This is a genomic window from Streptomyces sp. GL_140 (assembly GCF_057834465.1).
The window spans coordinates 4,137,690-4,163,579 of the sequence record NZ_CM174404.1 but is presented as its reverse complement, the minus strand read 5'-3'; the positions used below and the strand labels follow the sequence as shown (position 1 = coordinate 4,163,579).

Annotated in this window: 29 protein-coding genes and 1 tRNA gene; 14 read left to right on the top strand and 16 right to left on the bottom strand. The window is 71.5% G+C overall.

Annotated elements, in window-relative coordinates:
* Positions 1-7: 7 nt before the first annotated feature.
* The 9 genes from AC3IYJ_RS19410 (at position 8) to AC3IYJ_RS19370 (ending at position 9,318) form a co-directional block, all read left to right on the top strand.
* Positions 8-442 (top strand): Lrp/AsnC family transcriptional regulator, encoded by a 435-nt coding sequence (locus tag AC3IYJ_RS19410; RefSeq protein WP_489402541.1) that lies wholly within the window; start codon positions 8-10, stop codon positions 440-442.
* The gene (locus AC3IYJ_RS19405; RefSeq protein ID WP_489402540.1) at positions 439-1,332 is read left to right on the top strand and encodes a DUF2797 domain-containing protein; all 894 of its coding nucleotides are present in this window, start codon (positions 439-441) and stop codon (positions 1,330-1,332) included. Before AC3IYJ_RS19410 ends, AC3IYJ_RS19405 begins: the two co-directional genes overlap by 4 nt.
* A gap of 115 nt (positions 1,333-1,447) precedes the next feature.
* Positions 1,448-1,789, top strand: a complete 342-nt coding sequence (locus AC3IYJ_RS19400) for an antibiotic biosynthesis monooxygenase family protein (protein ID WP_489402539.1) — start codon at positions 1,448-1,450, stop codon at positions 1,787-1,789.
* Positions 1,770-2,651, top strand: a complete 882-nt coding sequence (locus tag AC3IYJ_RS19395; protein WP_489402538.1) for an amidohydrolase family protein — start codon at positions 1,770-1,772, stop codon at positions 2,649-2,651. Before AC3IYJ_RS19400 ends, AC3IYJ_RS19395 begins: the two co-directional genes overlap by 20 nt.
* Positions 2,652-2,725: 74 nt before the next feature.
* Positions 2,726-3,493: a response regulator transcription factor gene (locus AC3IYJ_RS19390; RefSeq protein ID WP_489402537.1), complete on the top strand. Its 768-nt coding sequence runs from the start codon at positions 2,726-2,728 to the stop codon at positions 3,491-3,493.
* Positions 3,494-3,588: 95 nt separating this feature from the next.
* Entirely contained in the window at positions 3,589-5,103 is a 1,515-nt protein-coding gene (locus tag AC3IYJ_RS19385; RefSeq protein ID WP_489402536.1) for a sensor histidine kinase, read from the top strand.
* Positions 5,104-5,128: 25 nt separating this feature from the next.
* The gene (locus tag AC3IYJ_RS19380; RefSeq protein ID WP_489402535.1) at positions 5,129-6,403 is read left to right on the top strand and encodes a bifunctional glycosyltransferase family 2/GtrA family protein; all 1,275 of its coding nucleotides are present in this window, start codon (positions 5,129-5,131) and stop codon (positions 6,401-6,403) included.
* Positions 6,400-8,583 carry an ArnT family glycosyltransferase gene (locus AC3IYJ_RS19375; RefSeq protein WP_489402534.1) on the top strand — a complete coding sequence of 728 codons (2,184 nt, stop codon included), beginning with the start codon at positions 6,400-6,402 and terminating at the stop codon, positions 8,581-8,583. Before AC3IYJ_RS19380 ends, AC3IYJ_RS19375 begins: the two co-directional genes overlap by 4 nt.
* Before the next feature lie 105 nt (positions 8,584-8,688).
* A complete protein-coding gene (locus AC3IYJ_RS19370; RefSeq protein WP_489402533.1) occupies positions 8,689-9,318 on the top strand; it encodes a TetR/AcrR family transcriptional regulator in 630 nt (209 codons plus the stop codon).
* 9 nt (positions 9,319-9,327) lie between these two features.
* Here the strand turns inward: AC3IYJ_RS19370 and AC3IYJ_RS19365 are convergent, their stop codons facing one another.
* A complete protein-coding gene (locus tag AC3IYJ_RS19365; RefSeq protein WP_489402860.1) occupies positions 9,328-10,902 on the bottom strand; it encodes an MDR family MFS transporter in 1,575 nt (524 codons plus the stop codon).
* Positions 10,903-10,985: 83 nt separating this feature from the next.
* Positions 10,986-11,450 (bottom strand): MarR family winged helix-turn-helix transcriptional regulator, encoded by a 465-nt coding sequence (locus AC3IYJ_RS19360; RefSeq protein WP_489402532.1) that lies wholly within the window; start codon positions 11,448-11,450, stop codon positions 10,986-10,988.
* A gap of 119 nt (positions 11,451-11,569) precedes the next feature.
* Here AC3IYJ_RS19360 and AC3IYJ_RS19355 point away from each other — a divergent pair, with 119 nt between their 5' ends.
* Positions 11,570-11,812, top strand: coding sequence for a hypothetical protein (locus AC3IYJ_RS19355; protein WP_489402531.1), 243 nt, complete (start codon positions 11,570-11,572; stop codon positions 11,810-11,812).
* Between the two features lie 95 nt (positions 11,813-11,907).
* Here the strand turns inward: AC3IYJ_RS19355 and AC3IYJ_RS19350 are convergent, their stop codons facing one another.
* The 10 genes from AC3IYJ_RS19350 to AC3IYJ_RS19305 all read right to left on the bottom strand — a co-directional run bounded on the left by AC3IYJ_RS19350 (position 11,908) and on the right by AC3IYJ_RS19305 (position 18,913).
* Positions 11,908-12,717, bottom strand: a complete 810-nt coding sequence (locus AC3IYJ_RS19350) for a hypothetical protein (RefSeq protein ID WP_489402530.1) — start codon at positions 12,715-12,717, stop codon at positions 11,908-11,910.
* A gap of 95 nt (positions 12,718-12,812) precedes the next feature.
* Positions 12,813-13,667, bottom strand: coding sequence for an RNA polymerase sigma factor SigF (locus tag AC3IYJ_RS19345; protein WP_489402529.1), 855 nt, complete (start codon positions 13,665-13,667; stop codon positions 12,813-12,815).
* 245 nt (positions 13,668-13,912) lie between these two features.
* Positions 13,913-14,896, bottom strand: coding sequence for an RNA polymerase sigma factor SigF (locus tag AC3IYJ_RS19340; RefSeq protein WP_489402528.1), 984 nt, complete (start codon positions 14,894-14,896; stop codon positions 13,913-13,915).
* A 242-nt stretch (positions 14,897-15,138) separates the two neighbouring features.
* Positions 15,139-15,300 (bottom strand): hypothetical protein, encoded by a 162-nt coding sequence (locus AC3IYJ_RS19335; protein WP_371616739.1) that lies wholly within the window; start codon positions 15,298-15,300, stop codon positions 15,139-15,141.
* A gap of 358 nt (positions 15,301-15,658) precedes the next feature.
* On the bottom strand, positions 15,659-15,982 hold the full coding sequence (locus AC3IYJ_RS19330; RefSeq protein ID WP_489402527.1) for a hypothetical protein: 324 nt from the start codon (positions 15,980-15,982) through the stop codon (positions 15,659-15,661).
* Between the two features lie 88 nt (positions 15,983-16,070).
* A tRNA-Ser gene (locus tag AC3IYJ_RS19325) sits at positions 16,071-16,157 on the bottom strand.
* Between the two features lie 99 nt (positions 16,158-16,256).
* Positions 16,257-16,685, bottom strand: coding sequence for a tRNA adenosine(34) deaminase TadA (tadA, locus tag AC3IYJ_RS19320; RefSeq protein WP_489402859.1), 429 nt, complete (start codon positions 16,683-16,685; stop codon positions 16,257-16,259).
* Positions 16,686-16,750: 65 nt separating this feature from the next.
* Complete coding sequence (locus AC3IYJ_RS19315) at positions 16,751-17,329, bottom strand: tRNA adenosine deaminase-associated protein (RefSeq protein WP_489402526.1); 579 nt, start codon at positions 17,327-17,329, stop codon at positions 16,751-16,753.
* A gap of 310 nt (positions 17,330-17,639) precedes the next feature.
* On the bottom strand, positions 17,640-17,813 hold the full coding sequence (locus tag AC3IYJ_RS19310) for a hypothetical protein (protein ID WP_330297325.1): 174 nt from the start codon (positions 17,811-17,813) through the stop codon (positions 17,640-17,642).
* 158 nt (positions 17,814-17,971) lie between these two features.
* Positions 17,972-18,913 carry a universal stress protein gene (locus AC3IYJ_RS19305; RefSeq protein ID WP_489402525.1) on the bottom strand — a complete coding sequence of 314 codons (942 nt, stop codon included), beginning with the start codon at positions 18,911-18,913 and terminating at the stop codon, positions 17,972-17,974.
* Between the two features lie 213 nt (positions 18,914-19,126).
* Between AC3IYJ_RS19305 and upp the strand changes: the two genes are divergently transcribed.
* Complete coding sequence (gene upp / locus AC3IYJ_RS19300) at positions 19,127-19,762, top strand: uracil phosphoribosyltransferase (protein ID WP_330297323.1); 636 nt, start codon at positions 19,127-19,129, stop codon at positions 19,760-19,762.
* Between the two features lie 141 nt (positions 19,763-19,903).
* On the opposite strand, the gene AC3IYJ_RS19295 is transcribed toward upp, so the two are convergent.
* Positions 19,904-20,557, bottom strand: coding sequence for a LytR C-terminal domain-containing protein (locus AC3IYJ_RS19295; RefSeq protein WP_489402524.1), 654 nt, complete (start codon positions 20,555-20,557; stop codon positions 19,904-19,906).
* A gap of 203 nt (positions 20,558-20,760) precedes the next feature.
* Positions 20,761-21,057, bottom strand: coding sequence for a type II toxin-antitoxin system VapB family antitoxin (locus tag AC3IYJ_RS19290; protein ID WP_112446725.1), 297 nt, complete (start codon positions 21,055-21,057; stop codon positions 20,761-20,763).
* Positions 21,058-21,145: 88 nt separating this feature from the next.
* Here AC3IYJ_RS19290 and AC3IYJ_RS19285 point away from each other — a divergent pair, with 88 nt between their 5' ends.
* Both AC3IYJ_RS19285 and opcA read left to right on the top strand, forming a co-directional pair.
* Complete coding sequence (locus AC3IYJ_RS19285) at positions 21,146-22,726, top strand: helicase HerA-like domain-containing protein (protein ID WP_489402523.1); 1,581 nt, start codon at positions 21,146-21,148, stop codon at positions 22,724-22,726.
* Positions 22,727-22,827: 101 nt separating this feature from the next.
* Complete coding sequence (gene opcA, locus AC3IYJ_RS19280) at positions 22,828-23,763, top strand: glucose-6-phosphate dehydrogenase assembly protein OpcA (protein WP_489402522.1); 936 nt, start codon at positions 22,828-22,830, stop codon at positions 23,761-23,763.
* Here the strand turns inward: opcA and AC3IYJ_RS19275 are convergent.
* Both AC3IYJ_RS19275 and AC3IYJ_RS19270 read right to left on the bottom strand, forming a co-directional pair.
* Positions 23,709-24,221, bottom strand: coding sequence for a cupin domain-containing protein (locus tag AC3IYJ_RS19275; RefSeq protein WP_489402521.1), 513 nt, complete (start codon positions 24,219-24,221; stop codon positions 23,709-23,711). The genes opcA and AC3IYJ_RS19275 overlap by 55 nt on opposite strands.
* Before the next feature lie 92 nt (positions 24,222-24,313).
* Positions 24,314-24,916, bottom strand: a complete 603-nt coding sequence (locus AC3IYJ_RS19270) for an HhH-GPD-type base excision DNA repair protein (protein WP_489402520.1) — start codon at positions 24,914-24,916, stop codon at positions 24,314-24,316.
* A gap of 107 nt (positions 24,917-25,023) precedes the next feature.
* On the opposite strand from AC3IYJ_RS19270, the gene AC3IYJ_RS19265 reads away from it, so the two are divergent.
* Positions 25,024-25,836 (top strand): VOC family protein, encoded by an 813-nt coding sequence (locus tag AC3IYJ_RS19265; protein WP_489402519.1) that lies wholly within the window; start codon positions 25,024-25,026, stop codon positions 25,834-25,836.
* The last annotated feature ends 54 nt before the right edge of the window (positions 25,837-25,890 follow it).

The following is a 25,890-nucleotide window of genomic DNA, read 5'->3' as shown; positions in this document are numbered from 1 at the left end:
GAGAGTCGTGGATCACATTGATCGGGCCCTGCTGGCGCAGCTCCAGCAGGAGGCCACCCAGTCCTACGCCGCACTGGGTGAGGCTGTGGGCCTCTCCGCCGGGGCGGCTCATGAACGGGTCCGCAAACTCCGCGAGCGCGGGGTCATCCGGCGGACGACGGTGGATGTGGACCCTGCGGCGGTCGGCAGTGGGGTGCTGGCCTACGTGATGGTCGACTCCACCGCCTGGATGGGTGACTCGCGGGCCGCCTTCGAGGCCATCGCCGAGATCCAGGAGGCGCACGTGATCGCCGGCAGCGCCTCCGTCATGGTCAAGGTCCGAACGGCCACCACCGATCAGCTTCAGGACGTGCTGCGTCGGCTCTACGCCATCGACGGGGTGAGCGGGACACAGGCCACCGTCGTCCTGGAGACCTTCTTCGAGCGGCCGCTCCCGCTGTGACCTGGTGGTGCACCGGAATCCGGTGGATCGACGGCCGGCCCGCCATCGGCTGGAACGGTCAGGGGCCGGGGCGGGGGGAGCGGAGCAGTCCCCTCGCGTACGGGCAGCCGCTCGCCTTCGCGGCGCGTGGTGAGCGCCGGTGCCTGGGCGTCCGGCGGGCCGGGCGGTGGACGCCCTGCCCGACGGCGCGGACCGTTCCCGGCACGGCCGGGAACGCGCAGTGCCCCGAGTGTGCCCGGCTGGACCGGTCGTTCTCGGTGGCCGCCGACACCAACGCCGCCGATCCGCGCACCTATCGGGTCTACCTCGCCTGGTTCGGGCCGGGCCTGGTCAAGGTCGGCATCACCGCCGAGGAGCGCGGGTCCGCCCGGCTGCTGGAGCAGGGGGCGGTGACCTGGACCTGGCTGGGACGCGGCCCGCTGATGGCCACCCGGCGCACGGAGGAGCTGCTGCGGGCCGCCCTCGGGGTGCCCGACCGGATCGCCTACGCCCGCAAGCGGGCCGTCCGGGGCCACCTGCCGCCGGGTCCCGAGCGGGCGGCGGAGGTCGCCGCGCTGCACGCGCGCGCTGCCGCGCTGGAGGGGTGGCCCGAGTCGCTGGAGCGAGTGGGGTGCGAAGTGGTCGACCATGTGGAGGCGTTCGGGATCGCCGAGCTGCCCGCACCCGCCCGGGTGGTCACCGGGATGGTGGCCGGGGGGACCGTCGCAGGGCGGCTCGTCGGTGCGGCCGGACCCGATCTGCACTTCGCCGACGGGCTGGTCGTGGACACCCGGCTGCTCGCGGGGTGGGAGTTGACGGCCCCCGCGGAGGGAAGCGCCACCAATGTGCCCGTGGCGGGGATCCCGCCGGTCGTGCCGGCTGTTCCCGTCGAGCAGGACGGGTTGTTCTGAGGGGCTGGGACGGCCTCCGCGGGGGTCGGTTCCAAGGTCAAAACTTGGATCCCTTTGGGCTCCGGCGCCGGTTTGCGGTGGACATGCCGGGGCCGGTCCGCAGAGGGTGGTGGGCATGACCATCCAGCCTGTGCAGGCGTTCGAACCGCCTTATGTCATGAGCGTTTTCACCAGCGTCCGGACCGCCGACGACAGCGGATACCCCGAGACCCTCGACCGGATGACCGAGTTGGTCGGCGCCAACCCGGGCTTCCTGGGCTACGAGTCGGCGCGCACCCCCGGCGGACTCGGCATCACGGTCGGCTACTTCCGCGACCACGAGTCCCTCGACGCCTGGCGCCGGGACCTGGAGCACCAGGCGGCCATGCGGCAAGGGCGCTCCGACTGGTACGAGAGCTACACCCTGCACGTCGCGACCGTAGAGCGGAGCCACGGCTTTGTCCGCAACGACGGCTGAGGCCGTCCGCGCCTTCCGGGAGCGGCTCGGGGTGCCCGGACTGGTCGACGTACACACCCACTTCATGCCCGAACGGGTCCTGGACAAGGTCTGGGACTACTTCGACGCGGTCGGCCCGCTGACCGGCGTCGAGTGGCCCATCACCTACCGGCACGAGGAGGAGCAGCGGGTGGCGCTGCTGCGGGAGTTCGGTGTCCGGGCCTTCACCGCCATGCTCTACCCGCACAAGCCGGCCATGGCCGCCTGGCTCAACTCCTGGTCCGCGGACTTCGCCGCCCGCACCCCCGACTGCCTGCACACCGCGACCTTCTTCCCGGAGGACGGGGTCGTGGAGTACGTCCGCCAGGCCGTCGAGGCGGGCGCCCGGATCTTCAAGGCACACCTCCAGGTGGGCGGCTACGACCCCACCGACGAGCGGCTCGACCCGGTCTGGGGACTGCTGGCCGAGGCGCGGATCCCGATCGTGATCCACTGCGGTTCCGGGCCCGTACCGGGCAAGTGCACCGGCCCCGAGCCGATCGCCCGGCTGCTGGCCAGGCACCCCCGGCTGCCGCTGGTCATCGCGCACATGGGGATGCCCGAGTACGCAGACTTCCTCGACCTCGCCGACCGGTACACCGAGGTCCGCCTCGACACGACCATGGCTTTCACCGACTTCTCCGAGCAGTTCAGCGGGTTCCCGCCGCAGGACCGGGGCCGGCTCGCGGACCTCGGAGAGCGGATCCTGCTGGGCACCGACTTCCCGAACATCCCCTACCCCTACGAGCACCAGCTCTTCGCACTGGAACGGCTCGGGCTCGGTGACGGCTGGCTGCGTGCCGTCTGTCACGACAACGGCGCGAGGATCTTCGGCCTGGCCTGAGGCGGGAGGGGTTTCTCAGGTAATTCACAGGTTCAGGCAAGAACGTTTTCAGAGGCGCCGGACAACGTGTACGCATGACTGCGACGACCACCTCCCACGCGTCCACGTCCACCAGCAACCCCACGGCTCTCGTCCGGCCCGACGGCCGCCCGTGCCGGGTCCTCGTCGTGGACGACGAGGCAGCCCTGTCGGAACTGCTCTCCATGGCACTGCGCTACGAGGGCTGTGAGGTCCGCAGCGCGGGCGACGGGGCGAGCGCGGTCCGTGCGGCAAGGGAGTTCAGGCCGGACGTGGTCCTCCTCGACATCATGCTTCCCGACATGGACGGGCTGGCCGTCCTCGGCCGGCTGCGCCGGGAGCTGCCCCAGGTGCCGGTGCTGTTCCTGACCGCGAAGGACTCGGTCGAGGACCGCATCGCGGGCCTCACGGCGGGCGGCGACGACTACGTCACCAAGCCGTTCAGCCTGGAAGAGGTCGTGGCCCGGCTGCGCGGCCTGGTCCGCCGCTCCGGCGCCGCGCAGGCCGCGCGCGGCGGCTCGGTCCTCGAGGTGGGCGACCTGCGCCTGGACGAGGACAGCCACGAGGTGACCCGGGACGGTCAGGAAGTCCACCTGACCGCGACCGAGTTCGAGCTGCTGCGCTACCTGATGCGCAACCCGCGCCGGGTGCTGAGCAAGGCGCAGATCCTGGACCGTGTGTGGTCGTACGACTTCGGCGGCCAGGCCAACGTCGTCGAGCTGTACATCTCCTACCTGCGGCGCAAGCTGGAGAGCGGCACCGGCCGGCCGCCGATGATCCACACCCGGCGCGGCGCCGGCTACCTGATCAAGCCGGCCGAGTAGTGGCCCTCCGGCTGCCCGGACGGCCCCGATGGCCCGGACCGCGCAGGAACGGCCGTCGGCCCTGGTCCCTGCGGACCCGGCTGGTCGTTTCGGCGGTGGCCCTGATCGCCGTCGTCGGCGCGGCCATCAGCACCATCACCACCCTCGCCCTGCGCTCGTACCTGGTCGACAAGGTGGACGAACAGCTCAGCGTCTCCGTGGAGATGGCGAGCCGCCCCAACGCGGGCAAGCTCAACCGCGAGGGCGGCCTCGGCCTGGTCCTGGCACCGGGCTCTCCGCTGAACACGGTCGGAATCCGCCTCGATCCCTCGGGGAAGGTCATCGGCAGTGCCCGCAGCGACCGTAGCGCCGCCGTGGGCGGGTCCGGGATCGACAGCCATCCGGTCCTCAGTGATTCCCAGATATCGGTTCTCGCGGAGGTCGCCCGCAAGGCGACCCGCGGCCGTTCCGGCCCGGTGGAACTGCACCTGCCCGAGCTCGGCGGCTACCGCGTGCTGGCCGCGCCCGACGGGAACCTCGTGCTCGGCTTCCCGCTCACCGAGGTCGACTCCACCGTGAGCACCCTGATCGCGGTGGAGGTCTGCGTGACCCTCGCCGGGCTGATCGCGGCCTCCCTCGCCGGGCAGGCCCTGGTCGGCGTCGCCCTGCGCCCGTTGCGCCGGGTCGCCGCCACTGCCACCCGCGTCTCCGAGCTCCCCCTGCACAGCGGCGAGCCCGCCCTCCACGAACGAGTCCCTGACGCGGAGGCCGATCCCCGTACCGAGGTCGGGCAGGTCGGCGCGGCCATCAACCGGATGCTGGGCCACGTCTCCTCCGCCCTCACCGCCCGCCAGCAGAGCGAGACCCGGGTCCGGCAGTTCGTCGCCGACGCCAGCCACGAGCTGCGCACCCCGCTCGCCTCCATCCGCGGCTACGCCGAACTGACCCGCCGGGGCCGGGAGGAGCCCGGTCCCGACACCCGTCACGCCCTCGGCCGGATCGAGTCCGAAGCCACTCGGATGACCGGACTGGTCGAAGATCTGCTGTTGCTGGCCCGGCTCGACGCGGGCCGCCCGCTGTCCACCGCCGATACGGACCTGGCTCCGCTCGTCGTGGACGCCGTCAGCGATGCCCGTGCGGCCGGCCCCGAGCACCACTGGCGCCTGGAGCTGCCCGACGAGCCCGCACCCGTGCACGCCGACCCCGCGCGGATCCAGCAGGTCCTGGTGAACCTGCTGGCCAACGCCCGTACCCACACCCCGCCCGGGACGACCGTCACGGCGCGTGTTTCACGTGAAACATCCCCCGGCGCGCCGTCCACCGTTTCACGTGAAACATCCACCATCCGGCTCCGGATCGAGGACGACGGCCCCGGCATCCCGCCCGCCCTGCTGCCCCACGTCTTCGAACGGTTCGCCCGCGGCGACGCCTCCCGCTCGCGGGCTGCGGGCTCCACCGGCCTGGGCCTGGCCATCGTCCAGGCCGTGGTCTCGGCGCACGGCGGCCGGGTCGAGGTCCGCAGCACCCCGGGCCACACCTGCTTCGAGGTCAGCCTCCCGCTCGCACCCGGCCCCACCGGCACAGACGCCGTGGACTCACAGACGGAACACAGGGTCAGCACACAGCGGTGACAGGCCCGGCCGGGAAGGTCGGGGCATGGCAATCGACACCTCTCCCGGAGCCCTCCCGGTGCGGGCGCCCCTCGCACCCGTGCCGGGTGAGCCCGTCCTCGACGTGGTGATCCCGGTCTTCAACGAGGAGAAGGACCTCGGGCCCTGCGTGCGCAGGCTGCACGAGCACCTCACCCGGACCTTCCCGTACCCCTTCCGCATCACCATCGCCGACAACGCCAGCACCGACCGCACCCCCGAGGTCGCGGCCCGGCTCGCCGCCTCGGTCGCCGGGGTGCGCAGCACCCGGCTGGAGGAGAAGGGCCGCGGGCGGGCCCTGCGCACCGTGTGGGGGGACTCCGACGCACCCGTGCTCGCGTACATGGACGTGGACCTCTCCACCGATCTCAACGCCCTGCTGCCGCTGGTCGCCCCGTTGATCTCCGGCCACTCCGACCTCGCCATCGGCACCCGGCTGGCCCCTTCCTCCCGGGTGGTTCGGGGAGCGAAGCGGGAGTTCATCTCCCGCGCCTACAACCTGCTCCTGCGCTCCTCGCTGTCCGCCCGCTTCAGCGACGCCCAGTGCGGGTTCAAGGCCATCCGCCGGGAGGTCGCCGAGCGGCTGCTGCCGCTGGTCGAGGACTCCGGCTGGTTCTTCGACACGGAGCTGCTGGTCCTCGCCGAGCGGGCCGGACTGCGGATCCACGAGGTACCGGTCGACTGGGTGGACGACCCCGACTCCACCGTCCACATCGCCCGCACCGCCGCCGAGGACCTCAAGGGGGTCTGGCGCGTGGGCCGGGCACTGGCCGTCGGCGCGCTGCCGCTGGACCGGCTCGCCCGCCCCTTCGGCGACGACCCGCGCGATCGCACGGCCCTGCCCGGGGTGCCGCGCGGGCTGGCCCGCCAGCTGCTGGGGTTCTGCGTGGTCGGGGCGCTCTCCACCCTGCTCTACCTGCTGCTCTACTCCGTCGCCCGGAGCGTCGCCGGGCCCCAGCTCGCCAACGCGGCCGCGCTTCTCCTGTCGGCCGTCGTCAACACCGCCGCCAACCGCCGCCTCACCTTCGGGGTCCGGGGCCGGGACCGGGCCGTGCGTCACCAGGCGCAGGGGCTCGTGGTGTTCGCCATCGGGCTCGCCCTGACCAGCGGCTCGCTCGCCGCGCTCGCCGCCGCGGGCGGCCGGCCGGCGCACAGCACCGAGCTGGCCGTCCTGATCACCGCCAACCTCGCCGCCACCGTGCTGCGCTTCCTGCTCTTCCGCGCCTGGGTGTTCCCCGAACGGCGCGCCACTCCCGCCCACACGAAGGACACCCTCCGATGACCACGGCAGCACTGCCGCTCCACCCGCCCGCACCGCCCCTGGAGGCGGCCCGGACGGACATCGTCCGGCCCCGCTGGGAACGCCCGGCCTTCGCCGCCCTGCTGCTCGCCACGGCCGTCCTGCTGCTGTGGGACCTCGGAGCCTCCGGCTACGCCAACTCCTTCTACTCCGCCGCCGCCCAGGCGGGCAGCGAGAGCTGGAAGGCCTTCTTCTTCGGCTCCTCCGACGCGGGCAACTCCATCACGGTGGACAAGCCCCCGGCCGCCCTGTGGCCGATGATGCTGTCCGTCCGGCTCTTCGGGCTCGGTGCCTGGCAGATCCTCGTGCCCCAGGCGCTGATGGGCGTCGGCACCACCGCAGTGCTCTACGCGTCCGTACGCCGCCAGTTCGGTCCGGCGGCCGCGCTGATCAGCGGCACCGTCTTCGCGCTCACACCCGTGGCTGCGCTGATGTTCCGCTTCAACAACCCCGACGCGCTGCTGACCCTGCTGATGACGGTCACCGTGTACTGCGTGCTGCGCGCCCTCGACGGGGCGCACACCAAGTGGCTCGTCTGGGCCGGGGTCGCGGTCGGCTTCGCCTTCCTGACCAAGACCCTGCAGGCCTTCGTCGTCCTGCCGCCGCTCGCCCTGCTCTACGCGGTCTGCGCGCCGACCCGGCTGCGCAGGCGGTTCGGGCAGCTGGCGCTGTCCGGGCTCGCGATGGTGGTGGCCGGCGGCTGGTGGGTGGCCATCGTCGAACTGTGGCCCGCGGCCTCCCGCCCATACATCGGCGGCTCGCAGAACAACTCCTTCCTGGAACTGACCCTCGGCTACAACGGCCTCGGCCGGATCAACGGCGAGGAGACCGGCAGCGTCGGCGGTGGTGGCGCGCGGGCCGGTGGCGGCGGTGGCGGGGGCATGAGCTGGGGAGAGACCGGCATCGACCGGATGTTCTCCTCCAACATCGGCGGCCAGATCTCCTGGCTGCTGCCCGCCGCCCTGATCCTGCTCGTCGCGGGCCTCGTGGTGACCTGGCGGGCCCGCCGGGCCACCGACTCGTTGGAGAGCATGGCCCGCGCGTCGTTCCTCGCCTGGGGCGGCGCCCTGCTGATCACCGGGCTGGTCTTCAGCTACATGCAGGGCATCTTCCACGAGTACTACACCGTCGCCCTGGCCCCCTACGTGGCTGCGCTCATCGGCATGGGCATGGCCGTCCTGTGGGAGGAGCGGGGCAGCCGGGCCGCCTCCCTGACCCTGGCCGCAACCCTGGCCGTCACGGCGTACTGGGCGTTCGTGCTGCTCGGGCGCTCCGCCGGGTACGTGTCCTGGCTGCGCTGGGTAGTGCTCGTCGTCGGACTCGGCACGGCGCTCGTCCTGCCCTTCGCGGCGCGGCTGGGCAAGCGTGCCGCACTCGGCGTGGCAGCGGTCGCCCTGGGGGCGGCGCTGGCCGGACCCCTCGCGTACTGCCTGACCACGGTGACCACCGCGCACACGGGGTCGATCGTGACGGCGGGTCCCGCGGTCGCGGGCGGCCGCGGCGGTCCGGGCGGGATGCGCGGCTTCGCCGTGCCGGGCGGCGAGGCCCAGCAGGGCACCCCGCCGCAGGGCATGCCCCAGGGCGGCGGAGCCCCGGGCGGTCAGGCCCCGAACGGCCAGGCGCCCGGCGGTAGCGTCGGCAACCGGCCCACCGGCAGCGCCCGGTCCGAGCGGTTCGGCGGCGGCCCCGGCGGGATGGGCGGCGGGATGGGCGGTCTGCTCGGCGGGACCAAGGCCAGTGCCGAGGCGAAGGCCGCGCTGCGCGCCGACGCCGACAAGTACACCTGGGCGGCGGCGGCCGTCGGTTCGCAGAACGCGGCGAGCTACCAGCTGGCCTCGGGCCAGCCGGTGATGGCGCTCGGTGGCTTCAACGGCAGCGACCCTTCGCCGACCCTGGCCCAGTTCAAGGAGTACGTGAAGGCGGGGAAGATCCACTGGTTCATCGGCGGCAGCGGCACCCAAGGCGGCACTCAAGGCGGCGGCCAGGGCGGCGCCACGGGAGCCGGTGCCGGGGAGACCGGTACCGCGGCCCGTGGCGGAGGCGGGCCCGGCGGAGGCACCAGCAGCGCCATCCAGACCTGGATCGAGGCCAACTTCAAGGCCTCCACGGTCGGCGGAGCCACCTTCTACGACCTCACGTCGCCCACTTCCGGAACCTCGTGATCACGGCGGCACCGAACCTGACGGAACCCGGCCGCCAGGCCCTAGCATCAAGGGGGCGGACCGGGCATTCCGGGCTGAACCAGCTGTCGTGAGGAGGGTGCCTCCATGGTGACCGCGGCCGATCCGGGCAGTGACCGGGCCAGTGTGTGGCTGGCCGCGCGGCCCGCCGTTCGCGCCAGACGGCGCAGTGAGGCACCCTCCGGGCTCGACCGGGACCGGATCACCGCCGCCACCGTGCGGCTGCTCGACGCCGAGGGGCTGGCCCGGTTCTCGATGCGGCGGCTGGCCGCCGAACTCGGGGTCACCGCGATGTCCCTGTACTGGTACGTGGACACCAAGCACGATCTGCTGGAACTCGCCCTGGACAGTGCCCTGGGCGAGCTGGACCGGTCGGCCGGGCCGCCCGGGGAGGGCTGGCCCGGCCGGCTCCGGTCGTTGGCGCGGGGCTACCGGGGGCTGCTCGTGGACCACCCGTGGGTGGCCCCGCTCACCGCCGCGTATCCGAACATCGGCCCGCACGCACGGGCCTTCGAGGCCGCCCTGCAGCGGCTGCTGGACGGCACCGGCCTGACGGACGCCGTCCGGCCCGGCGCCCATCTGGCCGTCTCGCAGTTCCTGCACGGCTGTGGAGCCACGGTCCGGCGGCCGCCCGACGGGGAGTTCTGCCGCGCGCTCGACGTGCTGATCGCCGGGATCGAGGCGCACACCGTGCCCGCGGGGCCCGCAGCCCCGTAGGCGCGTCGGCTATTGCGCCGGGGTAGAGGCCGAGGCCGGGGTCGGCTCCGGGGCGGAGGAGGCGGCCGCCGGGGCGTGGCCCACCGGCTTCGACTTCAGGGCGACCTCCTTGATGAACACCACGAGCACCAACGCGAGGAGCGCGGTGGGGGCGGCGTAGAGGAAGACGTCGCCGACTCCGTGCCCGTACGCGGACTCGATGACCGTGCGGAACGCCGGGGGCAGCTTGTCCAGGTCGGGGATCGAGCCCCCGCCGGTGCCGCCGTGGCCCAGGGCCGCGGCCTTCGGGCCGAGGGCGGTCAGGCCGTCCTGGACGTAGTGGGTGACCCGGTTGGCCATGACCGCGCCGAGCGCGGAGACGCCCATCGCGCCGCCGAGGGAGCGGAAGAAGGTGACGACGGAGCTGGCGGCACCCAGGTCCTCGGGGGCCACCTGGTTCTGGGCGGCGAGGACCAGGTTCTGCATCATCATGCCGAGACCGAGGCCGGTCAGGACCATGAAGACCGCGATGTGCCAGTACTCGGTGTCGTAGCGCAGGGTGCCCAGCAGGCCGAGTCCGGCCGTCAGCAGCACGCCGCCGGAGACGAGCCAGGCCTTCCACTTACCGGTCTTGGTGATCACCTGACCGGAAACCGTGGAGGAGACGAAGAGCCCGCCGATCATCGGAATCGTGAGGATTCCGGACATCGTCGGGGACTCGCCCCGGGCCAACTGGAAGAACTGGCTGAAAAACACGGTGCCCGAGAACATCGCGATGCCGACGAAGAGCGAGGCACCCGAGGCGAGGCTGATGGTCTTGTTGCGGAAGAGGCGCAGCGGAATGATCGGGTCGCTCGCCCTGGACTCGACCAGGAGGAAGAGCAGACCGAGCACGAGGGCGCCGCCGGTCATCGCCGCGGTCTGCCAGGAGATCCAGTCGTACGAGGTGCCGGCCTGCGTCACCCAGATCAGCAGGGACGAGACGGCGCCGCTGATCAGGAAAGCACCCAACCAGTCGACCTTGACGTCACGGCGGACGACGGGCAGGTGCAGGGTCCGCTGGAGGACGATCAGCGCGATGATCGCGAAGGGGACGCCGACGTAGAAGCACCAGCGCCAGCCGAGCCAGCTGGTGTCGGTGATGACCCCGCCGAGCAGCGGGCCGCCGACGGTGGCGACGGCGAAGACCGCGCCGAGGTAGCCGCTGTACCGGCCGCGCTCGCGCGGGGAGATCATCGCGGCCATCACGATCTGGGCGAGGGCGGAGAGACCGCCGACGCCGATGCCCTGGACCACGCGGCAGGCGATGAGCATCCCGGTGTTCTGGGACATGCCCGCGACCATCGAGCCGAGGACGTAGATCACCAGGGATATCTGGACCAGCAGCTTCTTGCTGAAGAGGTCGGAGAGCTTGCCCCACAGCGGGGTCGCCGCCGTCATTGAGAGCAGGGCCGCGGTGACCACCCAGGTGTAGGAGGACTGGGTGCCGCCGAGGTCGCTGATGATCTGGGGCAGGGCGTTGGAGACGATCGTGGAGGACAGGATCGCCACGAACATGCCGAGCATCAGCCCGGAGAGTGCCTTCATGATCTGCGCGTGGGTCATGGGCGCGCTGTCGGACGTGCTCTCCGACCGGCCGCCTCCCCGCACACCGGTGGGTGTGGTCGTGGCCATGTTTTTCCTTCTGTCTAGCTGTCTAGAAGCGCGAAGCTCGACCGGAGCCGGGCCAGCAGGGCGTTGAGGTGATCGATGTCCGCTTCGGTCCAGGCGGACAGGGCCCGCTCCAGCGCGCCGGAGTGGCGGGCGCCGAGCTCGGTGAGGAGCGTCCGGCCGGCCGGGGTGAGGCGCAGGATCCGGCAGCGGGCGTCGCCGGGGTCGGTGTCGCGGGTGATCCAGTCGTGCGCCGCCGCGTGGGCGACGTGGCGGCTGGTCACGGAGATGTCGAGGGCCATGAGCTCGGTGAGGCGGCTGAGCCGCATTTCGCCGTGGCGGTCGAGCACGGTGAGGACGGCCGCGGAGCCGGGCGGGCAGGCGGGGGGCAGGAGCCGGGCGAGGTCGCGGGTGACGGCGCCGGTTCCGGTGAGCTGGCGGGCCAGCTCGGCGTAGCGGGTGGTGGGTGTGGCTGATACGGCGGTTGTGGTCGGTGCGCTCACCGGTCTACCCCCCTCGATGTCGTTGCTTCGGGCAACCATAGAAGCAGATGGTTGTTACAGGCAAATGAATCGGGGGGTGGGGCGGTAAAGGAATGGGAAAACCCGCTAGGGTCCTGCGCATGGCTGCGAATCACAACTCGAACCACAACTCACCGGCCCCCGAAGGTGACTACGACCCCGCGGGCAGCACCCAGATGTTCCGGGCGTTCGTCGACGAGCCGGTACCGGCTCCCGCCGTGCCGGGGTCGCGGATGCAGAACCGCGCGGCGCGCAAGACGGGACCGGGCGCCGGGGTGTGGGTGGCCCTCGGTATCGGTGCGGTGCTCCTGATCGGCGTGGTGGCCTGGCTGGCGCTCGGCTGAGCCGAGCGGGGCGGGGCCGAGCGGGGCCGAGCGGGGCGGGGCGGGGCCGAGCGGGGCCGCGGCCGGGCCGACCGGGTCCGGATCGCGGCCGGGTGCTAGCTCCAGGTGGCCGTGACCTTCTGGGTCTCCACGCGCATGCCCAGGGGTACGCGCCAGGACTCGACGCAGACCGTGTAGGTCTGCGTCTTCGTCGTGTTCGCGGCGATCGGGGCCGGCAGGGGCTGCGTCGAGGTGATCGTGGCCCAGTCGACGCCCAGGGCGCCGATGATGTGCGTCGCGAAGCTGACCGTGCCCGAGCGGGCGGCGGTGCCCCCGGTGTTGGTGAACGACACGGTGACCCGCTCGCACCAGCGGTCCGCCGCGGCGCCACGGGTGGGCGCGCCGACGCTCAGCTTCGCCGCCGTGGCCGGAGTGGTCGGCGGCGCCGGGCTGGTGCTGCCGCCGGTGCCCGGCGTCGTCGGAGTGCCCGAGCCGGAGCCCGAACCCGAGCCGGATCCCGAGCCGCTGCCGGACCCCGGGCCGGGGGTGTTGGTGGATCCGGATGTGCCGCTGCCGTTGGTGGAAGGCGTCGCACCGGGCGTGCTGCCGGGTCGGTTGTCGGAGCCGCCGGGGGTGCCGGTCGTGGCTCCGCCCGGGGCGGAGCCGCCGGGAGGCTGGGACCCCGGAGTACCGGTCGACGTACTGCCGGAGGATGCGGTGGATCCCGCCGTCGCCGGGGGCAGGGGCTGGAACTCCACCCGGCCCTGCGGCGCGACGTTCTCGCCCGCGCCCCGTTCGGGGACCGCGGCGGCCGCGCCCACGGCCACGTAGCCCTCGCGCGCCGGGCCGCCGCAGCCGGTGAGGGCGGCGGCGGCAGCCGTGCAGCACAGGGCGAGGAGGGCGGCTGACCGCGATGCCTTTCGCATCCGGGCAGTTTTACTGACGCCGCGTCAATTGTGAAGCGGGTGCGGGTGATTGTTGCCCGGCCGGACAACCTTGCTGGGCAGGCCGGCCGGGGCCGCTATTCGCCGATCAGGCCGACGCGGAGCTGCGCGAGCGTGCGCGTGAGCAGCCGGGAGACGTGCATCTGGGAGATGCCGACCTCCTCGCCGATCTGCGACTGCGTCATGTTCGCGAAGAAGCGCAGCATGATGATCTGGCGCTCCCGGGGCGGGAGTTTGGCCAGCAGCGGCTTGAGCGACTCGCGGTACTCGACGCCCTCAAGTGCGGTGTCCTCGTACCCGAGCCGGTCCGCGAGCGAACCCTCGCCCCCCTCGTCCTCCGGGGAGGGTGAGTCGAGCGAGGAGGCGGTGTAGGCGTTGCCGACGGCGAGGCCGTCGACCACGTCCTCCTCCGAGACCCCGAGCACGGCGGCGAGCTCCGGCACGGTCGGCGAGCGGTCGAGCTTCTGAGCGAGCTCGTCGCTGGCCTTGGTGAGGGCCAGGCGCAGTTCCTGGAGCCGGCGCGGGACGCGGACGGACCAGGAGGTGTCGCGGAAGAACCGTTTGATCTCACCGACGACCGTCGGCATCGCGAAGGTCGGGAACTCCACGCCGCGTTCGCAGTCGAAGCGGTCGATCGCCTTGATCAGGCCGATGGTGCCGACCTGGACGATGTCCTCCATCGGCTCGTTCCGGCTGCGGAAGCGGGCCGCGGCGTACCGCACGAGGGGCAGGTTCAGCTCGATCAGGGTGTCGCGTACGTACGTGCGTTCGGGACTGTCCGCGTCGAGGCCGGCGAGCCGGTGGAAGAGCGAGCGGGAGAGGGTGCGGGTGTCGATCCGGGTGTCGATGGCTTCCGAGCGGTGGGACACTGCCGGCGTCTCGCGCTGCTTGACGAGCGTGAGTACCTGTGAGCTGCCCTGGTCTACGGACATGCCACCCCCTTGAGGTCGCGGACGGTCGCGCTTCTCTGCGCGCCCGTCGGAGGAACGCAGCCTCCACCTGAATACCGGAGGCGGGGCTGCGGCAAACGCGGTTCCAGCAGAATGTCACATGTCGGCAACACGCTGTAGCGCCATGTCGACATGTATCTCCAGCGACAGAACACGTTAGGCCTGCTCTAGGACGGAAAGATACCGGTCTGCCCGGAATCAGGTGGAACGATCTCCACCCGATCCGGTTAAGCCTCGATCCTGTTTGCGGATCGCAGCCGGGCGAAGCTGCGGGCGAGCAGCCGGGAGACGTGCATCTGGGAGACGCCGAGCTCGACGCTGATCTGCGACTGCGTCAGATTGTTGTAGTACCGCAGGAGGAGGATCCGCTGCTCGCGTTCGGGCAGTTGTACGAGGAGGTGGCGGACCAGGTCGCGGTGTTCGACCCCGGCCAGCTCGGGGTCCTCGTAGCCGAGGCGGTCGAGCAGCCCCGGGAGCCCGTCGCCCTCCTGGGCGGCCTCCAGGGAGGTCGCGTGGTAGCTGCGGCCGGCCTCGATGCAGGACAGGACCTCGTCCTCGCCGATGCGCAGCCGCTCGGCGATCTCCGCGGTGGTGGGGGTGCGGCCGTGCAGGGTGGTGAGGTCCTCGGTGGCGGCGTTGACCTGGACCCACAGCTCGTGGAGGCGGCGCGGGACGTGGACGGTGCGGACGTTGTCGCGGAAGTACCGCTTGATCTCGCCCACGACGGTCGGCATCGCGAAGGTCGGGAACTGCACCCCGCGGTCGGGGTCGAAGCGGTCGATCGCGTTGATGAGCCCGATCGTGCCGACCTGGACCACGTCCTCCATCGGCTCGTTGCGGCTTCGGAAGCGGGCCGCCGCGTAGCGGACGAGCGGCAGGTTGGCCTCGATGAGGGCCCCGCGCACCCGGGTGTGCTCCCCGGTGCCCGGTTCCAGGTCCTTCAGCTGCCCGAACAGCACCTGGGTGAGGGCCCGGGTGTCGGCGCCCCGGCTCGGCGGCCTCGGGGGCGCCGGAGGCTCTTCCGGGGGCTCCTGCTGGGGCGGTACGTGGGATTCCTGCTGGGTCGCGGCGGAGTCCTGCGGGTGCTCCTGCTGCGGGTCGCGGTGCGGCTCCCGCTGCTGGTCCGGGAGGGGGTCCCGGTGCGGGTCCCGCAGGGGATCCCGATGCGGGCTCTGCTGCGAGTCCAGCTGGGAGTCCTGCTGGGGTGGCACCTGAGGCGCAGTACTGGCCGGCACGGTCACGCCACCCCTTCACGTCACGTCATCAACTCATCTGTCAAAAGCGGTCATAGCATCACAAGAGATGTGCACTGTGTGCAAGCACCGTATATTGCCGTGTTGAGGGCAAGTTGGGCATATCGGGGCATTGGGCCCCAAATGTGGGAACGCAAAAAGCCCCCCACCCGTCGGAGTGGGGGGCCGGGAAAGTCCGGAAACCGCTTCAGCGTACGGGTTCAGCGCACCAGTTCGGTCATGAACTCGCCGATCGCGGTCGCGGCATCCGAGAGTCCCTGGAAACCGATTCCCACCATATCGGCGGCTTTCTTGGGCTGAGTGATGATGACGAAGAGGACGAAGACGGTGAGGGCGCCCGAGATCAGCTTCTTGGTGTCCACGTGCGCTGTCGGCCTCCCCAACCGGTCCTGCAAGGTCGGGTGAGTCTAACCGGTCGGGTTCGAACACTCACCTGTCCTTTAGGGACCAATGGCCCGGCGCTCCAGGTCCTTTGCCGGTGTGCCACAGGTGTGAGGAAGCGCAGACTTGAACACGAGCCCACCGGTTCTGGCAGGAAATCGGTGGGCGAGGGACAGGACCTCACTGCGGGGTCCGAGCCGCAAGCTTCCCCCCTGACTGCGGCTTGGGCTGGCAGGTTCCGTCCTCATCGGGGGAAGTGGCTTGTCCCCCCGATGCCACTTCCCCCGTCCCAACCGTCGAAGGTCCCGACTCTGGTCGGGGCCTTCTTCGTGTTTTCCGCTACTCCAGGCCGCCGGCCAGGTCCGTGATCGGCTGTACGGGGGCGATGAGGGGCGCGAGCTGGTTCGGCAGTTCCATCAGCTGGTTGAGCTCGTTGAGGCCTCCGGAGACCTTGCCTCCGATGTCCTGCACCGAGGACGGCGCGGCACCGGCCGGCATCCCCGGAGCGGCCGTCGGCAGGTCCGGGAGGGTCAGCGGGGAGATGGGGGCGGCGGAGGCGGCGGGTGCCGCGAGTCCGGCGGCGGCCCCAGCGAGGGCGATGGCGGCGAGCATGCGCCGGGTCTTGGTCATGCCGTGACAACGGCCCAGGGGGCGGGCGGTCACGCGCACGTCCCCCGCAAGGCACACGTCCGGACCATGTGGGGGAACGACGAGAGCCCCGACCCTTGCGGGGCGGGGCTCTCGATCAGAGCGGTAGCGGTGGGATTTGAACCCACGGATAGCTTGCACCATCACACGCTTTCGAGGCGTGCTCCTTCGGCCGCTCGGACACGCTACCGAGAGAGAGCTTAGCCCAAGGAGACCCGTGCTCTGAAATCCATACCCTCGGAAGGGTGCGAGCACGGCCGACGGCGCGGCCCGGCGCGGCCCGGCGCGGTCAGAGATCGCGGAAGAAGTCCGTCAGCTGCCGTGCGCACTCCCCCGCGAGCACGCCCCGGATCACCTCGGGACGGTGGTTGAGCCGGCGGTCCCGTACGAGGTCCCAGAGGGACCCGGCGGCGCCCGCCTTCTCGTCGGACGCCCCGTAGACGACCCGGGCCACCCGCGACTGCACGAGCGCGCCCGCGCACATCACGCACGGCTCCAGGGTCACCACGAGGGTGCACCCCGGGAGCCGCCACTCTCCGAGCGCGGCGGCCGCCCGGCGCAGCGCCAGTACTTCGGCGTGCGCCGTCGGGTCGCCGGTGGCCTCGCGCTCGTTGTACCCGGTGGCGAGGAGTTCCCCGTCCGGGCCCAGCACGACGGCGCCGACCGGCACGTCGCCGGCCGGCACCGCCCGCGCGGCCTCCTGGAGCGCCAGGCGCATGGAGTCCCGCCACGGGTCCCGTACGGGATCGGGTGCGTGCGTGGTGTGGTGGTGCGCGGAGACCACTAGCGGACGGCCTCCAGGACCTCGGTGGCGCCGAGCGATTCGGCGATCTCCGAGAGCGCGTCGCCGTCCAGGGTCATCAGTTGTTTGTGGCTCACCCCGAGGTCGTCGAGCAGCCGGGGGTCGCCGAGCGGGCCGGAAGGCACGGGTTCGGCGCCGGCCCGGACCTCGTCGTCCGAGTCGTCTTCCTCACCGTCCTCACCATCCTCCTCGGGGTTGTCGTCCGAGTACGAGGCGACGACTTCGTCCTCGCCGTCCTCGGTGCCGTCGAGGTCGAGCTCGTCGAGTTCGTCGTCCTCCTCGTCCTTGCCGAGCAGCTCGTCGGTCAGCATCGAGCCGTAGGAGCTGCGGGAGGCGGCGGAGGCGTTGGACAGGTAGAAGCGCGGGTCTTCCTCGCCGTCCACGCGGACGACCCCGAACCAGGTGTCCTCCTGTTCGATGAGGGCAACCACCGTGTCGTCGTCGACAGCGGCGGAACGGGCGAGATCGATCAGATCACTCAGAGACTCGACGTCGTCGAGTTCCAGGTCGCTCGCTTCCCACCCGTCTTCGGTGCGCGCGAGCAGTGCGGCGAAATACACCGTGACTCTCCCACTGGTCATAGGCGTGCCGGTTGGAGGTCCCCCCGGCCGGAGGTGGGTGAGGGGTCGAACGGCTGTGGTGCTCGCCGTTCGTGCCCCGCCCAATCGGCATCGTGGCAGAAACGGAGCCTTTGCGAGAGGTGTTCCGCAGCGTGGCGCTGGCCGCGCGTGTTGTGCGGGGCCTCCGAGGGGACGGCCGGGACCCGTCCCGGGGCCCTCCCCGGGGAGGGCCGGGGATGCGAACTGGAGCGCGAACGGGGGCGCGGACCGGAGCCCGGACGGGGGCGCGGACAGGAGCGCGGACAGGCGGTCACCAGCGGAAGGTGCGCATGCGCATCTGCTGGCGCATGCGGGCCGCGCGGGCACGTCTGGGCTGGACGCGGTCGCGCAGTTCCCGGGCCTCGTGCAGGTCACGGAGGAACTGCGCGCGCCGTGCTCTGCGCTGCGCCGTGGTTTCCGGTGTCTCGTGGTCGTCGTCGGGCATGGGTCACCGCCCCTGGATGGTCCGGTCCGGTCCGCCCCCCGCACCCCCACCTTCCCCCGGAGCGGCCGTTTGATGCCACCTTCCGTCCCGGCTCGGTGCGATTTGGGTCCGGGTCGGGTCCGGGTCGGGTCGGAGTCGGGTCGCAATCGGGTCCTGGTTCAGTCGGATTCCGTCAGCGTCGGGACCACCGCCACCGGTCCGTGGGCGTGCTGGAGCACGGCGTTCGCCACGGAGCCGATCATCAGGGACCGGATGTGCCGGCGCGGGTGGTGGCGGCCGACGACGACCAGCGCCGCCGAGTTCGAGGTGTCGACCAGCCGCCCCGCCGCGTCCCCGGGCACCGCCGCCTGTTCGACGGGGACGGTGGGGTACTTCGCGCGGAACGGCGCCAGCCGCTCCGTCTGGGAGCGCAGCATCTCCCGCTCGGCCGGGACGGCGTTCTCGTCCTCCCCCGTCAGGGCCTCCGGCGGGATCACCGCGAACGGGCTGTCGATCACCATCGTGGGCGACGGCGGGATGCTGTACGCCGACACCACCTGGACGGTCGTCCCCCGTGCGGCGGCTTCCGTGAACGCGAAGTCCACTACGTTGTCGGGCGTCTCCGAGGCGTGCAGCCCGAGCACCACCCGGCCGGCCGAGGGCCGGGCGGCGACCTCGACGCCGCGTTCCTCGTGCGCGACCACGACCACCGGGCACGGGGCGCTGGTGGCCACGGCGCGGCTGTTCGAGCCGAGCAGCAGGGCGGCGAACCCGCCGCGGCCGCGGGAGCCCATCACCAGCATCCGGGCGCCTTCGCCGATGACCCGCAGGGCCTCCGGGACGGAGCCCTCCAGGGACTCGTAGCGGACCTCGGAGGGCAGCGGGCCCCGTGCGGCCAGGAGGGCCCCGATCCGTTCGCTGACGGGGTCGGGGACCTCGTGCGGCTCGTGGCCGTCATGCAGGGACGAACGGCGTGCCGCGTAGAGCTGGGCGCTGTCGGGCAGCACGTGGGCGACGACGAGCCCGGTGTGGTGGCGCAGCGCTGCGGCCCTTGCCCACTCCAGGGCCTTGAGGCTGTGTTCGGATCCGTCTACGGCCGCGATCACCATGGGGTTGGTCATCAACCCAGCGTGCTGGGGGTCCGGGCGGGTCGCATCTCCAGGGGTTTCGGGGCGCGGCCGCCGCTTCGGGCACGAAGGGGTGGGCACAGCGCGTAGCCTTTTGGGCGTGGGTCGCGCGTTTGCGACCATTTTTGCAGGTGGTGCGGTCGCGGGCAGAGCGGTCGCAGGTGCGGTGGCCGGTGGAAACCCGGCAGCTGAGTCTTGGAGGACGTTGTGCGTTTGCAGGTCGTTGATCACCCGTTGGTGGCGCACAAACTCACCACCCTGCGCGACAAGCGCACCGACTCCGCCACCTTCCGGCGCCTTGCCGACGAGCTGGTCACCCTGCTCGCGTACGAGGCCACCCGGGACGTCCGCACGGAGCAGGCCGACATCGTCACCCCGGTCGGCCCGACCACCGGCGTGAAGCTCTCCCACCCGCGTCCGCTCGTCGTCCCGATCCTGCGCGCCGGTCTCGGCATGCTCGACGGCATGGTGCGGCTGCTGCCGACCGCCGAGGTGGGCTTCCTGGGCATGGTCCGCAACGAGGAGACCCTGGAGGCCTCCACGTACGCGACGCGCATGCCGGAGGACCTCTCGGGCCGCCAGGTCTACGTGGTGGACCCGATGCTCGCCACCGGTGGCACGCTCGTCGCGGCGATCCAGGAACTGATCAAGCGCGGCGCGGACGACGTGACCGCGGTGGTGCTGCTGGCCGCGCCCGAGGGCGTCGAGGTCATGGAGCGCGAGCTGGCGGGCACCCCGGTGACGGTGGTGACGGCCGCGGTGGACGAGCGGCTCAACGAGCACGGCTACATCGTGCCGGGGCTGGGCGACGCGGGCGACCGGATGTACGGCTCGGCCGAATAGCCCGGAAGGGCGAACGGCGAAGGCGAAGGCCGCACGGCGAAAGCCGAACGGCGAAAGCCGAACGGCGAAAGCCGAACGGCGAAGGGCCGGCTCCTCGCGCCGGCCCTTCGCCGTTCGCTTCGGGTTCAGGGGGTCAGGGGTTCAGCACTTCTTCGCGGGCACGGGCTGCGGGTTGGCCAGGGCGGCCAGCGCCTTGTCCGCCTCTTCCTTCGGGGTGAGCTCCTTGAAGGCGTCACCGAGGATCAGGTCGACGTCCGCGGTCTCGCGGGTGTCGGTCTGGTGCGTGGCACCGGCCAGGTTGGTGCCGAGCACGGAGAAGACCGCCTTGTCGGTCTGCGGCGAGCCGAGCAGTATCCCGGCGTCCGGGACCTTCTTGTCGAAGTCGGCGGGGGCGTTGCCGACCTTGCCGATGGCGAAGCCGCGCTTCTTGAGCTCGTCGCCGACCGCCTTGGCGAGGCCCGCGCGCGGGGTCGCGTTGTAGACGTTGACCGTGATCTGGCCGGGCTGCGGGAGCTTGACCTGCGGGGCGGGGGAGGCCACCGCCGCGGCCGCGCCCGCCTTGGGGGCGGGGGTCGCGCAGTCCTTGGCGGTGGCCGCGGTGCCGGGTTTGCCCGTTTCGCCGCGGAACACGTCGATGAGCTGCATGGCCCCGTAACCGATCAGGGCGAGCCCGACGATCGATCCGAGCACGAGGAGGACGATCCGGCGGCGGCGTCGCGGGCGGGACATGCGGGGGAAAGCCGCTCCCGTCACGCGGTACTTTCCGCCCATGCCAGGGGGAGTGAGCATGCTCATGTGCGCAGCGTAATGCCGACCGGAGCCGATGCCCACCGAATCATCTGTTCATAGGGCAAGGCAGACCCGAAAGGCGCAACCGGGACGCAACCGGCGCCTGGTGAGGCCCTCCAGGGCCGTCGGCGCGGGGTGCTCCCGGTGTGTCCCGCGCCGTTCTCCGGCGCGTCAGTCCAGGTCGATCGGGTCGGCCCGGCTCCAGGGGGTCAGCCCAGTTCGAGGACGCGCGCGTGCAGGACCTGGCGCTGCTGGAGCGCGGCGCGGACGGCGCGGTGCAGCCCGTCCTCCAGGTAGAGGTCGCCCTGCCACTTCACGACGTGGGCGAAGAGGTCCCCGTAGAAGGTCGAGTCCTCGGCGAGCAGCGTTTCGAGGTCGAGCTGGCCTTTGGTCGTCACCAGCTGGTCGAGCCGGACCGGGCGCGGGGCGACATCCGCCCACTGCCGGGTGGTTTCCCTGCCGTGGTCGGGGTACGGCCGCCTGTTTCCGATGCGCTTGAAGATCACACGGAAAGCCTACCGGGCCGGTGCCTGCGGGCGCAGCCTTGCGATGACGGTGCAAAGGTGGCAAACAGCGCTATTTCGGGAGTGATAAATGAGCGAGAGCACCGACCCCGCGTCCCCGGCAGGCCAGATCGCCGCCGGGTACGCCTTTACCGGACCCGCGCTCGATCTGGGGGCCCTCCTCTGGGACGGGGCATGCCTGCCGGAGCGGCAGATCCGTATTCCACTGTCCATGCTCAACCGGCACGGGCTGGTCGCGGGAGCCACCGGCACCGGCAAGACCAAGACGCTGCAGCTCATCGCCGAGCAGCTGTCCGCCAACGGCGTTCCGGTCTTCCTCGCGGACATCAAGGGCGATGTGTCGGGCATCTCCGCGCCGGGCACGAGCAACGCGAAGATCGAGGAACGGGCCAAGGACGTGGCCCAGGAATGGGAGGGCACGGGGTTCCCCAGCGAGTTCTATTCGCTGGGCGGGATCGGGCCCGGCATCCCGCTCCGGGCCACCGTGACGAGTTTCGGACCCGTCCTCATGTCCAAAGTGCTCCAGCTCAACCAGACGCAGGAGCAGTCGCTGGGGCTGATCTTCCACTACGCCGACACCAAGGGCCTGGAGCTCATCGACCTCAAGGACCTGCGGGCGGTCGTCGCTTTTCTCGTATCCGACAAGGGGAAAACGGAGCTCAAGGGAATTGGCGGGCTGTCCACGGTGACCGCCGGGGTGATCCTGCGGGCATTGACCGCCTTCGAGCAGCAGGGTGCCGCGGAATTCTTCGGGGAGCCCGAATTCGACACCAGTGAATTCCTCCGAACGGCGGCGGACGGGCGCGGACTGGTCTCCGTACTGGAGCTTCCGGCGGTCCAGGACAAACCGCAGCTCTTCTCCACTTTTCTGATGTGGCTGCTGGCCGACCTGTACGGGCACCTGCCGGAAGTGGGCGACCTGGACAAGCCGAAACTGGTCTTCTTCTTCGACGAGGCGCACCTGCTGTTCAACGGAGCTTCCAAGGCCTTCCTCGAGGCGATCACCCAGACGGTGCGGCTGATCCGGTCCAAGGGCATCGGCGTCTTCTTCGTCACCCAGACCCCGAAGGACGTCCCGGCCGACGTGCTCGCGCAGCTCGGCAACCGGGTGCAGCACGCGCTGCGCGCCTTCACGCCGGACGACGCGAAGGCGCTGAAGGCGACGGTGAAGACCTTCCCGAACTCCGCCTACGACCTGGAGGAGCTGCTGACCCAGCTGGGGACGGGCGAGGCGGTGATCACCGTGCTGAGCGAGAACGGCGCGCCGACCCCGGTGGCCGCTACGAGGCTGCGCGCACCGCAGTCGCTGATGGGCCCGATCGACGCGGCGGCGCTGGACCAGGCCGTGAAGGCCTCGCTCCTCTACTCGCGCTACGCGGAGCCGATCGACCGGGAATCGGCGTACGAGAAGATCAGCGCGGAGCAGGCGGCCGCGGAGGCCGAGGCGGAGGCGGCGGCGGCCGCCGTGGAGGCGGCGAAGGCGGAGAAGGCAGCGGCCGTGGCCGCCCGGAACGCGCCGAAGCCGGATCCTTCACTGGCCGAACAGGTGGTGGGCAGCGGGCTGTTCCGCTCGCTGGCCCGGTCGATCGGGACGCAGCTGGGGCGGGAGATCTCGCGGTCGATCTTCGGGACGGCGCGCAAGCGGCGGTGACCCGGCGGTGGTCCGGCGGTGGTCCGATGCTGGTCCGGCGGTGGTCCGGCGGCCGGGTGGAAGGCGTACCGCCGGGCCGTGGGGGCTGCGAGACTCGGAGCATGCGGACCGAACTCACCGACACCACCTCCAGCAAGGTCAACCGGGCTCTGCTCGACGCCCGCCGGGCCATCGGCAGCCCGGCGACGGGGCTCGTGCTCAACCTCCTCGTGGCCACCGACGAGGAGAACGCCTACGACGCCGTCCGCGCGGCCTCCGAGGCTTCGCGCGAGCACCCCTGCCGGATCATCGCGGTCATCCAGCGCACGGCGCGCGGCCCGCACCGGCTCCGGCAGAACCGGCTCGACGCCGAGATCCGGGTCGGCTCCGACGCCGGGTCCGGGGAGATCCTGCTGCTGCGCCTGCACGGTGGGCTCAAGGAGCACGCAGGCTCCGTGGTGCTCCCGCTGCTCGTGCCCGACGCCCCCGTCGTCGCCTGGTGGCCCGCCGAGCCGCCGCAGGACCCGGCCCGGGACCCGCTGGGGGCCCTGGCCCAGCGGCGGATCACCGATTCGGAGATGGCCGACGACCCGGTCGCGGCGCTCGACGCGCTGGCCGGGGTGTACGCGCCCGGGGACACCGACCTCGCCTGGACCCGTCTGACGCCGTGGCGCTCGCTGCTGGCCGCCGCCCTGGACCAGAAGCCGCTCCCGGTGACGGCCGCTGCCGTGGAGAGCGAGCCCGGCAACCCGAGCTCCGAGTTGCTGGCCCGCTGGCTGGAGGACCGGCTCGGGGTCCCGGTGGAGCGGGTGGCCACCTCGGGGCCGGTCATCACCCGGGTCCGGATGACGACCGAGGGCGGGGAGATACAGGTGGACCGCCCCGACGGGATCCTGGCCACCCTGCTCCTGCCGGGCAGCCCCGACCGCAAGGTGGCCCTGAAGATCCGCAGCAGTGCCGAGCTGATCGCGGAGGAGCTCCGCAGGCTCGACGCCGACGAGATCTACGCTTCCGCGCTGCGCTTCAGGCGTCCGGCCCAGGCGTCGCTCTCCGCGTAGTGGTTGTCGTAGACCGGCTGGCTGTCGATGATGTCCGAGGCCGTGGCCTCGCCGGCCCGGACCCGGCCGAGCAGCCGGTAGTAGTCGAAGCGGCCCATGCCCGGGGTGAAGCCGACGAAGACCTCGGCCGTGCTGTCGGCGGCCGGGGCGAAGGCGTGCTTCACACCGGGCGGGACCGCGAGGAAGTCGCCCTTGGTGAGGGTGTGTATCTCGTCGCCGACGAGGACGTCGAGCCGGCCGTCCGTGACGTGGAAGAACTCGGTCGCCTTCGTGTGGAAGTGCACGGGGGCGCCGGCCGCGCCGACCTCGAAGCTCGCCGTGTTGCAGGTGAGCTCGGCGGTGTCGGTGAGCAGCGTGATGAGGCTGCCGGGGCCGTCGGAGATGGATTCGGCGCCGGCGGCGCGAGTCAGGTTCTCGGTCAGGTTCTCGGTCGGAGTCTCGGTCCTGTTCTCAGTCATGATCACGAGTCTAGGGCGGGGGTCCGACAATTCCCGGAGGTTTCCCCAGGTCGGCCGGAGTTCATGTCGAACCGTCAATTCCGGTTCTCCCGCTATCCTTTGGCCGTCTTCGCCGCCGCCTTCGCCTCCTGCTTGTGGGCCCTTACCTTCGCCAGTGATTCGGGTCCGGTGATGTCGGCCGCCGACCGGTGGACGTTCGCCGGGCCGTACCCGCCGGCCGCCTCCCGCCACCCCTTGGGCCGTACCCCGAACCGCTTGCCGAGCAGCGCCAGGAAGATCTGCGCCTTCTGCTCCCCGAAGCCGGGCAGCGCCTTCAGCCGCCCCAGCAGCTCGGCGCCCGTGGCCGCGTCGGCCCACAGCATCGCCGGGTCCCCTCCGTAGTGCTCCACGAGGTACGCGCACAGCTGTTGCACCCGCTTCGCCATCGATCCCGGGTAGCGGTGCACGGCGGGCTTCTGGGAGAGCAGCGCGGCGAAGGCCTCCGGTTCGTAGGCGGCGATCACGTGCGCGTCCAGGTCGTCGGAGCCGAGCCGACGGGCGATCGTCCAGGGCCCGGAGAACGCCCACTCCATCGGAACCTGCTGGTCGAGGAGCATTCCGACCAGTGCGGCGAGCGGACTGCGGCCGAGCAGCTCGTCGGCCTCGGGCTGCTGGGCGAGCCGGATGGTGGCGGTCCCGAAGGTGTCCTTGTTCATGGCTCCAGGGTCCCGCGTACGGGCTCTCCGCGCGCGGTTGTCAGAGTCCGCACCTAGCGTGAGAGCGAGACGGGTCACGTCGTACACGACATAGGAGTCGATCGATCATGGCTGAGTTCCCTGAAGGCGCACCTTGCTGGGTGGATGCGATGTTCACCGATGTGGAGGGCGCCAAGAATTTTTACGCCGCCGTGCTGGGCTGGACATTCGGCGAGTCCAGCAGCGAGTACGGCAATTACACACAGGCTTACTCCGACGGCAAGGCGGTCGCGGCGGTCGTCCCGCCGATGCCGGGGCAGGAGGGGGCCTCGCAGTGGTGTCTGTACTTCTCCTCGCCCGACGCAGCGGCCACCACCGGGAAGATCAAGGCGGCGGGCGGCGAGGTGCTGATGGAGCCGATGCAGGTCGGTGCCTTCGGCACGATGGCGATCGCCAAGGAGCCGAGCGGGGCGGTCTTCGGCGTCTGGCAGCCCGGCGAGCACAGGGGCTTCGAGAAGGTCGGCGAGGCGGGCGCGTACGCGTGGGCGGAGGTGTTCACGCGCGACGTGGGCAAGACGGACGGGTTCCTGCCGCAGGTCTTCCCGTACGGCGAGCAGCAGATGGAGGCCGGCGACAACCCCGAGATGGCCGGCATGGACTTCAAGGTCTTCGACCTGGGGGGCCCGGAGAACGTGGTGCTGGGCCGGATGAAGATGGGTGACGAGTTCCCGCCCGAGATCCCGTCCTACGTCCAGGTCTACTTCGGCGTCCCGGACTGCGACGCGGCGGTCGCCAAGACCCAGGAGCTCGGCGGGATGCTGCACTTCGGGCCCATGGACAGCCCCTTCGGCCGCTTCGCCGCGGTGACGGACCCGCAGGGCGCGGCCTTCGCCGTGATCGACATGTCCACGACAGTCGGCGAGATGCCGACCTTTGCCTGACCGGTTCCCGTAAAGACCCGACCGGCCCCCACGGGGGCCGGTCGGTCCTGCGCG

Coding starts and splice junctions, on each gene's coding strand:
- AC3IYJ_RS19295 (WP_489402524.1), bottom strand. CDS start 20,557: ATGAGCATGCTCACTCCCCCTGGCATGGGCGGAAAGTACCGCGTGACG.
- AC3IYJ_RS19310 (WP_330297325.1), bottom strand. CDS start 17,813: ATGCCCGACGACGACCACGAGACACCGGAAACCACGGCGCAGCGCAGA.
- AC3IYJ_RS19390 (WP_489402537.1), top strand. CDS start 2,726: ATGACTGCGACGACCACCTCCCACGCGTCCACGTCCACCAGCAACCCC.
- opcA (WP_489402522.1), top strand. CDS start 22,828: ATGCGGACCGAACTCACCGACACCACCTCCAGCAAGGTCAACCGGGCT.
- tadA (WP_489402859.1), bottom strand. CDS start 16,685: ATGCGCCTGGCGCTCCAGGAGGCCGCGCGGGCGGTGCCGGCCGGCGAC.
- AC3IYJ_RS19365 (WP_489402860.1), bottom strand. CDS start 10,902: ATGACCCACGCGCAGATCATGAAGGCACTCTCCGGGCTGATGCTCGGC.
- AC3IYJ_RS19275 (WP_489402521.1), bottom strand. CDS start 24,221: ATGACTGAGAACAGGACCGAGACTCCGACCGAGAACCTGACCGAGAAC.
- AC3IYJ_RS19270 (WP_489402520.1), bottom strand. CDS start 24,916: ATGAACAAGGACACCTTCGGGACCGCCACCATCCGGCTCGCCCAGCAG.
- AC3IYJ_RS19375 (WP_489402534.1), top strand. CDS start 6,400: ATGACCACGGCAGCACTGCCGCTCCACCCGCCCGCACCGCCCCTGGAG.
- AC3IYJ_RS19265 (WP_489402519.1), top strand. CDS start 25,024: ATGGCTGAGTTCCCTGAAGGCGCACCTTGCTGGGTGGATGCGATGTTC.
- AC3IYJ_RS19370 (WP_489402533.1), top strand. CDS start 8,689: ATGGTGACCGCGGCCGATCCGGGCAGTGACCGGGCCAGTGTGTGGCTG.
- AC3IYJ_RS19305 (WP_489402525.1), bottom strand. CDS start 18,913: ATGACCAACCCCATGGTGATCGCGGCCGTAGACGGATCCGAACACAGC.
- AC3IYJ_RS19400 (WP_489402539.1), top strand. CDS start 1,448: ATGACCATCCAGCCTGTGCAGGCGTTCGAACCGCCTTATGTCATGAGC.
- AC3IYJ_RS19345 (WP_489402529.1), bottom strand. CDS start 13,667: ATGTCCGTAGACCAGGGCAGCTCACAGGTACTCACGCTCGTCAAGCAG.
- AC3IYJ_RS19285 (WP_489402523.1), top strand. CDS start 21,146: ATGAGCGAGAGCACCGACCCCGCGTCCCCGGCAGGCCAGATCGCCGCC.
- AC3IYJ_RS19355 (WP_489402531.1), top strand. CDS start 11,570: ATGGCTGCGAATCACAACTCGAACCACAACTCACCGGCCCCCGAAGGT.
- AC3IYJ_RS19350 (WP_489402530.1), bottom strand. CDS start 12,717: ATGCGAAAGGCATCGCGGTCAGCCGCCCTCCTCGCCCTGTGCTGCACG.
- AC3IYJ_RS19380 (WP_489402535.1), top strand. CDS start 5,129: ATGGCAATCGACACCTCTCCCGGAGCCCTCCCGGTGCGGGCGCCCCTC.